Genomic DNA, 9,758 nt, shown 5'->3' on the forward strand with positions numbered 1-9,758 from the left:
ATGCGAACGAGCTGCGTGGCACGACAGGGTCCGGGTCCTGGCGCCGGCGCCGCCCCGGCCCCCGGCCCCCCTGGGGAACCCTCCCGTGGTTCCCCCCCTCGGCCCGAGGCCGAGGGCCCCCCCTCCGCTAGGGGGCCGGCGGGCGGCATCCGGCGCCACCCGGACCCTGGGTCACATCGTTCGTTAGGTATTAGGGGGCCGCGCCGGGGGAACCGTGGAGGTCCGGGTCGAGGGGCTCACGAAGCGCTACGGGCGGGTGACCGCGCTGGAGGGGGTGAGCATCGCCTTCCCGAGCGGCGGGCTCACGGCCATCCTGGGGCCGAGCGGCTGCGGGAAGACCACGCTGCTCCGGAGCGTGGCCGGCTTCGTCCCGGTGGACGGGGGGCGGATCCTCTTCGGAGGGGAGGATGTGACCCGGTTCCCCCCTCAGGCCCGGGGGACCGCCATGGTCTTCCAGAACTACGCTCTCTGGCCCCACATGACGGTCTTCGACAACGTGGCCTACGGGCTGCGCCTGAAGAAACTGCCGGAAGCGGAGGTGCGGGGCCGGGTGGAGAAGGTCCTCCACCTGGTGGAGATCGGGCATCTCGCCGGGGTGATGCACCGCCGGCCGGCCGCGCTGTCGGGCGGGCAGCAGCAGCGGGTGGCGCTCGCGCGGGCGCTCGTGGTCGAGCCCCGGGTCCTCCTGATGGACGAGCCCCTCTCGAACCTCGACGCGAAGGTCCGCCAGCGGCTTCGGGTGGAGGTTCGGCGGCTCCAGAAGGCAGTCGGCATCACCGCCATCTACGTCACCCACGACCAGGAGGAGGCGCTCGCCATCGCGGACACCGTCATCCTCATGGACACGGGCCGGGTCGTCCAGACCGGGAGCCCGCAGGAGATCTACTTCCGCCCCCGGACCGCCTTCGCCGCCGAGTTCCTGGGGGTGAGCAATCAGCTCCGCGGGACGGCAGAGAGCGGGGCGGTTGCCATCGGTGCCCAGCGGCTCTCCTACGCCGGGGTGGTCCGCGGTCCGGCCACCCTCATCTTCAAGGCCAGCGACGCCAGCCTGACCCCCGGGCATCTCCCTCCCGGTCCCGGGGAGGCCGCCCTCCGGGGAACCCTCGAGGAGCGCCTCTTCCTCGGGGCCATCTACCGCCACTACGTGCGCGTGGAGGGGGAGACGGTCATGGTGGACGGCGCCCAGCCGGCGGAGCCGGGGCCGGTCACCATCCGCCTCCCGGCCGCGAAGCTCCAGGTCTACGCCGCCCCGGAACCGGCCGGGTAGGGGACGAACTCCCGCGCCACCTCCACGGGGCCGCCGAAGGCCCGCGCCGCCTCCTCCCGCAGCGCCTCCGGGGGATGCGGCCCCCAGGGGTCGAGGTGGGTGAGGATCAGCCGGCCCACCTTGGCCTCCCGCGCCACCCGCCCGGCCTCGGCCGCCGTGCTGTGCCTGACACGCTCCGCTTCCGTGCTATCCCCACCGAACGTGGCCTCGTGGACGAGAACATCGGCTCCCCGCGCCAGGCGGACGACGGCTTCGCAGGGCCGGGTGTCGCTGCTGTAGACGACCGTCCCCCGCTCGTCCCTGTCGGCGAAGGTCACCCGGAGTGCGGCATTCGGGACGCTGTGGTCGACCGGGGAGGCCTCGACCCGCAGCGTCCGACCCTCCAGGACCGGCGTCTCCGGCCGGGGCTCGATCTCTACCACGTCCAGGGGAAAGCGGGGGCTGTGCTCGATAGGGAAGAGGGCGATGTAGCGGCGGATGATGGCCGCCGGCTCCGGGAGGGCATAGAGGGTGAGAGGCGCCTGCCGCCCGGTCAACCAGAGCGTGTGAATGAGGGACGGGAGGCCGTAAATGTGGTCCACGTGGGCGTGGGTGATGATGACCCAGCGCAACCGCCTGGCATCCACGCCGGCTCGGAGGATCCTGTGCAGCGGGCTTCCCCCGCAGTCCACCAGCAGCGCCTCGGCCGGCGTGTGGAAGAGGAGGCTCGTGTTGTCCCGCTCGGCGGACGGGGCGGCACCGGCCGTGCCGAGGAACTGGAAGGGCATGAGGGTCAGCCCCCGGCCCGCGAGCCGCCCGGGGGCGCCGGGGCCGGGTCGCCCAGCCCGAAGCGGGTCCGGCAGAAGCGGCAGACGCCGAACTCGCCCTCCCGGGTCAGGTCAATGGGACTCAGGACCAGGGCGTCGCAACGGTGGAAGAGGCCGGTGTCACCGATCCGGTCGGTGGGGAGGCCCTCCCCGGGCTCGAGGCTGACCCGCACCACGCCCTCTCCCAGGATGGCGCGCCCGCCGATGACCGTGACCGGCTCCGTCTGCATCGGATCCTCCCGCCCGCGCCTGCAGGGCGAAGCGCCCCCGAGAATACCCGGCCCACCGGCCCGCCGCAAGGGGCGCCTTTACAGCCCCCGGGCCCTCCCCTATGATGAGTCCGGGGACTCGAAATGGGCGAGAGCGAAAGCGGGAACGTGACCGGTCTTGTCATCGCGCTGGGGGGAAGGATCTACGCCCTGCACGAGGGGACCATCGTCCAGCTCGGCGAGCGGAGAAACCTGGTGCACTCCCTCTGCGTCCACGAGGGGCGCCTCTACGACGCCGGGCGCACGATGCAGGTGGTGGACACCCTCACCGGGGAGACGGTGGCGGAGCGGGACCACTGGGTCCTTGCCCTCTGCTCGCACGCAGGGCGCCTGTACGACGCCGGCTCCACGAACCGGATCTTCGACACCTTCGGCGGGACCGAAGTGGGCAAGCGCGAGGACGCCATCCAGGCCCTCTGCTCCCACGGGGGGCGCCTGTACGACGCCGGCGACTCCTGTCGTGTCTACGACACCCTGGCGGAGAATCCGGTAGCGACCCGGGAGGACTGGATCCTCGCCCTCTGCTCCCACGAGGGGCGCCTTTACGACGCGGGCGCCGGCGGCGAGATCTACGAGACCCTGAGCTCGACCGTCGTCGCCCGGCGGGAGGAGGCGGTGCTGGCGCTGGCCAGCGTGAGGGGACGCCTCTACGATGCCGGGGAGGAGCGGCGCGTCTACGAGACCCTCTCCGGAGCGGTCCTGGGCGAGCGGGAGGAGCCGGTGGCGGTCCTCTGCGCCCACCAGGGGACCCTCTACGACGGCGGCACCCAAGGCTGGCTCTTCGATTCCCTGACCAACCGGAACGTCCTGGCGGGGCGGAAGGCCATCACCGCCGCCTGCAGCGTCCCGGCCGACCTGTTCGCAGCGCTCCTCGCGCGGGGGGAGCAGGTCCCCCAGCCCTCGTGGGGCAAGCTCACCGACTGGTTCGCCGGCTAGGCGTCCCCGCGGGGAAGCCTCCCGGCGCAGGAAGCCTGTTTACTTTCCCCGAGGCCTTGCCTATGATCGGGCGGCGAGTGGGCTTGGCCCTGGTGTTTGTCTTGCTGGCGGCCACGGCTGAGGCGGAGCACGCGGTCGGGCACTGCCGCCCGGCCGAGGCGCCGGCCGCCTTTCCCGCGGACTTCCCCCTCCTCCTCGATGCCGAGTGGGGCTTTCGGCTGGGGGGATGGGGGGGCGGGGAGCGCAGCCGGCCCCCGGGCCGCCGCCCCGTCATCTTCGTGCACGGCAACGGCCGGGACGCCTCGGACTGGGATGACCCGCGGCAGAGCGTCCGGGCGCGCTTCCGCGCGGCCGGTTACCGGGAGCAGGGGCTCTGGGCCCTCTCCTACAACGGGCGGCGGGGGGAGCCACTCACGGCCTGCCGCACCGACAATGCACGGAACGTCCCGGACCTGGCCGCGTTCCTGGACGCCGTCCTGGCCTACACTGGGGCCGGCCGGGTGGACGTCGTGGCCCACTCACTCGGGGTGACGCTCACGCGGGCCACGCTCAAGGCGCACCCGGCACTCGCCGGACGGGTCGGGGCCTTTGTCGCCATCGCGGGGGCGAACCACGGGACGCCCCTCTGCGTGGGGCTGGCGCGCCTGCACGTCGGCTGCGACGAGTTGGTGCCCGATTCCCCGTTTCTCCGAGTGTTGAACGGGGGCGCGAGGGGCGGGGAGGCCCCCCCGGGGATCCGGACGCTGGTCCTGGCCAGCGCGGACGGGAGCGACGCGTTCTACCCCGGCGCCTGGTCCAGCAGTCCCCACCTGAAGGGGGCGCGGATGCTCCTTCTCCCGCGCGTCGGCCACGATGGCCTGCGGGTCTCGGAGGCGGCGGTCGCCGGCTATCTGGCGTTCCTGCAGGGAGACGATGGCGGGATGCGGGACCGTTGACCGGCTCGGCGTGAGGCGCGGCTGCCGCAAGGCGTGGCGCCGCTAGGAGGTCGCGGAGCTCGTATGGGTGACCCACGCCTTGATCGCCTGGCCGGAGTCATCGTCCACCACTCGCTCCGGCTGACCGCCGGGGAGACCGTCCTCATCGAGGCCTTCGACGTGCCGGAGGCGGTGCCGGGAGCCCTCATCCGGGCGGCGGTGGCGGTCGGCGCCCGGCCGCTCATCAGCGTGAAGCAGAACGCGGTCCTCCGGGAGCTCTACCGGTCCGCCCCGGCCGAGGCCATCGCGCTGGCGGGGGAGGTGGAGCGCTTCCGGATGGAGCAGGTCCAGGCCTACGTGGGTGTTCGGGGGAGCCACAACATCACCGAGCTCTCCGACGTCCCGGCCGACCGCCTCCAGGTCTACCAACAGCACTGGTGGAAGCCGGTCCACGTGGACTGGCGCGTTCCCCGCACCCGCTGGGTCGTCCTCCGCTACCCGACACCGGCCATGGCCCAGCAGGCGGAGATGAGCACGGAGGCCTTCACCGACTTCTTCTTCCGGGTCTGCACCCTGGACTACGAGCGGATGCTGGCGGCCACCGAGGCCCTCAAGGCCCGGATGGAGCGGACCGACCGGGTGCACATCACGGGGCCCGGGACCGACCTCACCTTCTCCATCCGGGGCATGCCGGCCATCCCCTGCGGGGGCCGGCGGAACCTCCCGGACGGGGAGTGCTTCACGGCGCCGGTCCGGGAGTCGGTAGAGGGGACCATCAGTTTTAACGCCCCCACGATCTATCAGGGGGTGCCGTTCACCGGGGTCCGGCTCACGTTTGCCCAGGGGCGCGTCGTGGCGGCCACGGCCGACAAGCCGGAGCGCCTGAACGCACTCCTCGATACCGATGCCGGCGCCCGCTCCCTGGGGGAGTTCTCGCTCGCCTTCAACCCGCACATCCTGCAGCCGATGCGGGATATCCTCTTCGACGAGAAGATCGCCGGCTCGCTCCACCTCGCCCTGGGGAACGCCTACGAGATCGCGGACAACGGCAACCGCTCGGCGATCCACTGGGACCTGGTCCTGGTCCAGCGCCCGGAGTGGGGAGGAGGGGAGGTGGCCTTCGACGGCGAGGTCATCCGGAAGGACGGGACCTTCGTGGCACCGGATCTGGTGCTCCTGAACCCGGAGCGCCTGGCGTGAGGCGAGGCGGCACGTGAAGTCCAAAGGAGCGGGGGATGGCCAGTGCCAAAGTCCTGATCATTGATGACGAGAAGCTCATCCGGACGATGCTGACCGACCTGCTCCGGGGGAAAGGCTATGCGGTCGTGGCTGCGGACGACGGGCCCAAGGGCCTCGCCGCCGCGCAGAAGGAGAAGCCGAACGTCATCATCCTCGATGTCATGATGCCCGGGATGGACGGCTTCGAGGTCTGCCAGGCGCTCAAGAAGGACATCGCGACGGCCAGCATCCCCGTGATCATCCTCACGGCCTCCGACGACCCCCATCTCACCCAGAAGGCCTTCAAGGCCGGGGCCGCGTTCACGCTGGTGAAGACCAGCCAGCCGGAGCGGCTGCTCAGCACCCTCCATCTGGCCCTCTCGCTCGCCCGCCCGACCTAGCCGGCGTCATGCGGATCGAGCCCGACGTTCGGCTGGCCCAGGTCGTCCGCCCCGCCGTCTCCGCCCTCATCCGCGATCCATCCGGAGCGATTCTCCTGCAGCAGCGAGCCGACAACGGGCAGTGGGGGCTGCCGGGCGGCTCGGTGGAGGTCGGGGAGTCGGTCACCGCCGCCATCGTCCGGGAGGTGCGCGAGGAGACCGGGCTCGCCGTGAGCGTCCGGCGCCTCATCGGGGTCTATTCCGACCCCGCCTTCCAGGTCGTCCGCTACCCCGACGGGCGGGTGACCCATTACGTCAATACGTGCTTCGAGTGCGCCGTCGAGGGGGGGACCCTCGCGACCTCCTCCGAGACTCTCGACGTGCGGTTCTTCCCGCCCGACGCCCTCCCGGCGGACCTGGTGCCGCTGCATCGGATCCGGATCGCGGACGGGCTCACCAATATCCCCTCCGCCTACATCCGCTGACGCGAAGCGACTCCGAGGAGGCGGGCGGACCAGAGGATGCCCAGGAGGCTCTTCGCGTCGAGGAACCGGTTGGCCAGGGCCATCCGGTAGGCCTCGCGGAAGGGAAGCGTGACCACCTCCACGAACTCTCCCGTCTCCCGGTGCCGGCCCGCCGCAGGGCGGAGCCCCCGGGCCAGGTAGAGGGTGACGTGCCCGGTGGAGAAGCCGACGGCGTGGTAGTAGGTGCACAGGCGGGTCAGGCGCCTCGGGCGCATCCCGACCTCCTCCATGCACTCGCGGCGCGCCGTGGCGGTCGGCCGCTCCCCCCGGTCAATGATGCCGGCCGGGATCTCGTACAGGACCTTGGCGAGAGGCGGCCGGTACTGGCGGACCAGGTAGAGGGTCCCCCCGTCGTCCACCGGGACGACAGCCACGGCGTTCGGGGGACGGACGATCTCTCGAACGGTCCGCCTGCCGTCCGGGAGGCGCACGGTGTGCTCCTCGGTGCTCAGGTAGTTGCCCGCGTAGACCACCCGCCGCCTGACCAGCCGCTCCCGCAGGTCCATTGCGCCTCCCCGGCCCTCCCGGCCGCTCCGCTGGGTCAGCCTGTTCTCGTCCAGAATGATGGGTGACACTCTGCTAGAGTGTCCCCATGCACATCATCAGTGGAGCGGTGCCCTACGCACGGCGCCTGGCGGCCGTAGGGCCCGAGCTCAGTCGGGCTGCCCGGCAGCGCCTGAAGTGGATGGACCACTACCGGAGCCACGGGGAGAACGCAGCCCGCACCTGCCGGTACTTCGGGATCAGCCGGCAGACGTTCTACCGGTGGCGCCGCCGGTACAGCCCTGCCGACCTCACCAGCCTGGAGGCCCGCTCGCACCGGCCGCACCGCCGCCGCCAGCCGACCTGGACCCCGCCCTGGCGCACGCGGTGCGGCAGCTCCGGGACCAGTACCCCCGCTGGGGGAAGGACAAACTCGCGGTCCTGCTCCGGCGGCAGGGCACCCGGGTCTCGACCTCCATGGTGGGCCGGATCCTCACCGCTCTCAAGGCCCGGGGGGTCCTCCGGGAGCCCCCCCGGTACGCCATCTCGGCCCGGCGGCGCCCCCGGCCCCGGCCCTACGCCTTGCGCAAACCCCAGGACTACCCGGTGCGGGTGCCCGGGGACCTGGTGCAGGTGGACACCCTCGATGTGCGCCCCGAGCGCGGGCTCGCGTTCAAGCAGTTCACGGCCCGGGATGTGGTCTCCCGGTGGGACGTGATGGAGGCGTACCCGACCGCCACGGCGCGGACGGCGGCGGGCTTCCTCACCATCCTCGCGCGGCGGATGCCGTTCCCCCTCCAGGCCCTCCAGGTCGATGGGGGGAGCGAGTTCGCGGCCGCCTTCGAGGCGGCCTGCCAGGCGCGGGGCCTCCGCCTCTTCGTCCTGCCCCCCCGCTCCCCGAAGCTCAACGGCCGGGTCGAGCGGGCCCAGCGGACCCACACGGAGGAGTTCTATGAGGTCACCCCCTGCGCCCCGGAGCTCACCGCCGTGAACCGCAAGCTCCAGGCCTGGGAGCGGATCTACAACACGGTCCGGCCCCACCAGGCCCTGGGGTACCTCACACCCCAGGAGTTCCTGCGGCAACAGCGCGCCCGCCGAGGGCAGATGGAGTGTCACTAATCTACTGGACGAGTACACAGCCGCGCATCCAGAGGCCGTCTATGATACCCTAGACCGGCCGGCGCCGGCCTACCTGGCACGGCGGCTGCGCGCCCGCCGGCCGGAACCGCGTGGCGGGTCCCCCCGCTCCAAAGGAGGTCGGAATGGCAGAGTGGATCGTGGGTGGGGTTCTGGCGGTCCTGATCCTCTGGGTCATCCTGACCTACAACGGCCTCGTTCGGCTGAAGAACCGCGTCCAGAATGCCTGGCAGCAGATTGACGTCCAGCTCAAGCGCCGCCACGACCTCATTCCCAACCTGGTGAACACGGTCCGGGGGGCGATGCAGTTCGAGCGGGAGACCCTGGAGCGGGTCATCGCTGCCCGCACCCGGGCGGTCGGGGCCCGCACGCCGCGGGAGGCCGGACCGGCGGAGGGGGAGTTGACCCAGGCCATCGGGCGCCTCTTCGCCCTCATGGAGAACTACCCCGACCTGAAAAGCAACCAGAACGTCCTCCAGCTCCAGGAGGAGTTGACGAGCACGGAGAACCGGATCGGCTTCGCCCGGCAGCTCTACAACGACCTGGTGGCCCAGTTCAACACGCGGCAGGAAGTCTTCCCCGCGGGCCTCCTGGCCGGCCCGATGGGCTTCAAGCGCGCCGAATACTTCCAGATCGAGGGTACCGATCGGGCGGTGCCCGCCGTGGACCTGACCCTCCGTTAGCCGGGGCCGGGCATGCGCTGCGACCGCTGCGGCCTCGTTCAGCACGACGCGCCGGCCTGTAAAGCCTGCGGCGCCCCCCGGGTGGTCCTGCCCGCCCAAGTGCCCCTCCGGGCCTCACCCGGGGCGGCCCCGGCTGCCCCCGGTCCCGCCTCCGCGGCTGCGGACCGGCCCGCGGCCGCCGACCTCTTCCAGCAGCAAGCGCGCAACCGCCGGAAGACCGCGCTGATCATCGGCACGTTCGTCCTCTTCGTCCTCCTCATCGGGGTGGGCTTCGACCTGGCCACCGGGAGCCTCCTTCCCCTGTCCGCGCCCGGCACGGTCCTCTTCGTGCCGGTGGGTGGGCTGGCAGCCCTCGCCCTCTCTTCGACCTCCGCGTGGTGGAGCCTCCGGTTCGGCGACCGGGCCGTCCTTCTCTCGACCCGGGCCGTGCCACTCGAGACCCTGGGCCCGTCCGACCCGAGGGGGCGGCAGCTCCAGAACGTGGTGGAAGAGATGGCCATCGCGGCCGGGCTGCCGACCCCCAAGGTCTATGTGGTGCCGGATCCGGACCCGAATGCCTTCGCCACCGGCCGCGACCCCGAGCACGCCAGCATCGCGGTCACAGCCGGGCTTCTCGATCTCCTGAACCGGGAGGAGCTGCAGGGGGTGGTCGCCCACGAGATGGCCCACATCCGCAACTACGACACCCGGACCATGACCGTCATGGCCGCCCTCCTGGGAGCCATCCTTCTCCTCCACGACTGGGCCGGCCGTCTCTCGCGCACCGGCGCCGTTCGCGTGGGAGGCCGGGGGCGAGGAAAAGGGGGGGCGCCGTTCCTCCTCCTCTGGCTCCTCCTCGTCCTCGTGGCTCCCCTCCTCGGCCGCCTTCTCGCCATGGCGGTCTCCCGGACCCGCGAGTTCCAGGCGGATGCCACCGCGGCCGAGCTGACGCGCAATCCCCTCGGGCTGGCCGGGGCCCTCCGGAAGCTCGAGGAGGCCTTCTCCCCCACCCGGAGCATCAACCGGGGGGTCGCCCACCTCTGCATCGTGGATCCCCTGGGTCTCAAGGCGGGTCTCCGGGAGGGGTTCTGGGCCGACCTGTTCGCGACCCATCCCCCCATGCCGACCCGCATCGCCCGCCTGGAAGCGATGGCCTACCAGG

Annotated in this window: 12 protein-coding genes; 9 read left to right on the plus strand and 3 right to left on the minus strand. The window is 71.9% G+C overall.

Going from position 1 to position 9,758, the window contains the following annotated elements:
* Nucleotides 1-214 precede the first annotated feature (214 nt).
* Nucleotides 215-1,267, plus strand: a complete 1,053-nt coding sequence (locus tag VGT06_02605) for an ABC transporter ATP-binding protein (GenBank protein HEV8662025.1) — start codon at nucleotides 215-217, stop codon at nucleotides 1,265-1,267.
* On the opposite strand, the gene VGT06_02610 is transcribed toward VGT06_02605, so the two are convergent.
* Together VGT06_02610 and VGT06_02615 are read right to left on the minus strand one after the other, a co-directional pair.
* Nucleotides 1,240-2,034: a ribonuclease Z gene (locus tag VGT06_02610; protein HEV8662026.1), complete on the minus strand. Its 795-nt coding sequence runs from the start codon at nucleotides 2,032-2,034 to the stop codon at nucleotides 1,240-1,242. The two genes, VGT06_02605 and VGT06_02610, sit on opposite strands and share 28 nt — an antisense overlap.
* Before the next feature lie 5 nt (nucleotides 2,035-2,039).
* Complete coding sequence (locus tag VGT06_02615) at nucleotides 2,040-2,303, minus strand: hypothetical protein (protein HEV8662027.1); 264 nt, start codon at nucleotides 2,301-2,303, stop codon at nucleotides 2,040-2,042.
* A 123-nt stretch (nucleotides 2,304-2,426) separates the two neighbouring features.
* Between VGT06_02615 and VGT06_02620 the strand changes: the two genes are divergently transcribed.
* The 5 genes from VGT06_02620 to VGT06_02640 all read left to right on the plus strand — a co-directional run bounded on the left by VGT06_02620 (nucleotide 2,427) and on the right by VGT06_02640 (nucleotide 6,275).
* Nucleotides 2,427-3,278, plus strand: coding sequence for a hypothetical protein (locus VGT06_02620; protein HEV8662028.1), 852 nt, complete (start codon nucleotides 2,427-2,429; stop codon nucleotides 3,276-3,278).
* Between the two features lie 62 nt (nucleotides 3,279-3,340).
* Nucleotides 3,341-4,213: a hypothetical protein gene (locus tag VGT06_02625; GenBank protein ID HEV8662029.1), complete on the plus strand. Its 873-nt coding sequence runs from the start codon at nucleotides 3,341-3,343 to the stop codon at nucleotides 4,211-4,213.
* Between the two features lie 63 nt (nucleotides 4,214-4,276).
* The gene (locus tag VGT06_02630) at nucleotides 4,277-5,392 is read left to right on the plus strand and encodes an aminopeptidase (protein HEV8662030.1); all 1,116 of its coding nucleotides are present in this window, start codon (nucleotides 4,277-4,279) and stop codon (nucleotides 5,390-5,392) included.
* Nucleotides 5,393-5,427: 35 nt separating this feature from the next.
* Entirely contained in the window at nucleotides 5,428-5,811 is a 384-nt protein-coding gene (locus tag VGT06_02635; GenBank protein HEV8662031.1) for a response regulator, read from the plus strand.
* Nucleotides 5,812-5,819: 8 nt separating this feature from the next.
* A complete protein-coding gene (locus VGT06_02640) occupies nucleotides 5,820-6,275 on the plus strand; it encodes an NUDIX domain-containing protein (GenBank protein HEV8662032.1) in 456 nt (151 codons plus the stop codon).
* On the opposite strand, the gene VGT06_02645 is transcribed toward VGT06_02640, so the two are convergent.
* Nucleotides 6,263-6,820 (minus strand): NUDIX hydrolase, encoded by a 558-nt coding sequence (locus tag VGT06_02645; GenBank protein ID HEV8662033.1) that lies wholly within the window; start codon nucleotides 6,818-6,820, stop codon nucleotides 6,263-6,265. The genes VGT06_02640 and VGT06_02645 overlap by 13 nt on opposite strands.
* A 364-nt stretch (nucleotides 6,821-7,184) precedes the next feature.
* On the opposite strand from VGT06_02645, the gene VGT06_02650 reads away from it, so the two are divergent.
* The 3 genes from VGT06_02650 to VGT06_02660 form a co-directional block, all read left to right on the plus strand.
* The gene (locus VGT06_02650) at nucleotides 7,185-7,916 is read left to right on the plus strand and encodes an integrase core domain-containing protein (protein HEV8662034.1); all 732 of its coding nucleotides are present in this window, start codon (nucleotides 7,185-7,187) and stop codon (nucleotides 7,914-7,916) included.
* A gap of 143 nt (nucleotides 7,917-8,059) precedes the next feature.
* Entirely contained in the window at nucleotides 8,060-8,617 is a 558-nt protein-coding gene (locus tag VGT06_02655; GenBank protein HEV8662035.1) for a LemA family protein, read from the plus strand.
* A 12-nt stretch (nucleotides 8,618-8,629) separates the two neighbouring features.
* On the plus strand, nucleotides 8,630-9,758 hold a 1,129-nt coding region (locus VGT06_02660), incomplete at its 3' end, for a M48 family metallopeptidase (protein HEV8662036.1).

Origin of the sequence: Candidatus Methylomirabilis sp. (assembly GCA_036000645.1) — a bacterium.
Lineage (GTDB): Bacteria > Methylomirabilota > Methylomirabilia > Methylomirabilales > JACPAU01 > JACPAU01.

Bases quoted from the DNA above. Each gene is read 5' to 3' on its own strand.
- VGT06_02635 (HEV8662031.1), top strand. From the start codon at position 5,428: ATGGCCAGTGCCAAAGTCCTGATCATTGATGACGAGAAGCTCATCCGG.
- VGT06_02645 (HEV8662033.1), bottom strand. From the start codon at position 6,820: ATGGACCTGCGGGAGCGGCTGGTCAGGCGGCGGGTGGTCTACGCGGGC.
- VGT06_02655 (HEV8662035.1), top strand. From the start codon at position 8,060: ATGGCAGAGTGGATCGTGGGTGGGGTTCTGGCGGTCCTGATCCTCTGG.
- VGT06_02610 (HEV8662026.1), bottom strand. From the start codon at position 2,034: ATGCCCTTCCAGTTCCTCGGCACGGCCGGTGCCGCCCCGTCCGCCGAG.
- VGT06_02615 (HEV8662027.1), bottom strand. From the start codon at position 2,303: ATGCAGACGGAGCCGGTCACGGTCATCGGCGGGCGCGCCATCCTGGGA.
- VGT06_02620 (HEV8662028.1), top strand. From the start codon at position 2,427: ATGGGCGAGAGCGAAAGCGGGAACGTGACCGGTCTTGTCATCGCGCTG.
- VGT06_02640 (HEV8662032.1), top strand. From the start codon at position 5,820: ATGCGGATCGAGCCCGACGTTCGGCTGGCCCAGGTCGTCCGCCCCGCC.
- VGT06_02625 (HEV8662029.1), top strand. From the start codon at position 3,341: ATGATCGGGCGGCGAGTGGGCTTGGCCCTGGTGTTTGTCTTGCTGGCG.
- VGT06_02630 (HEV8662030.1), top strand. From the start codon at position 4,277: ATGGGTGACCCACGCCTTGATCGCCTGGCCGGAGTCATCGTCCACCAC.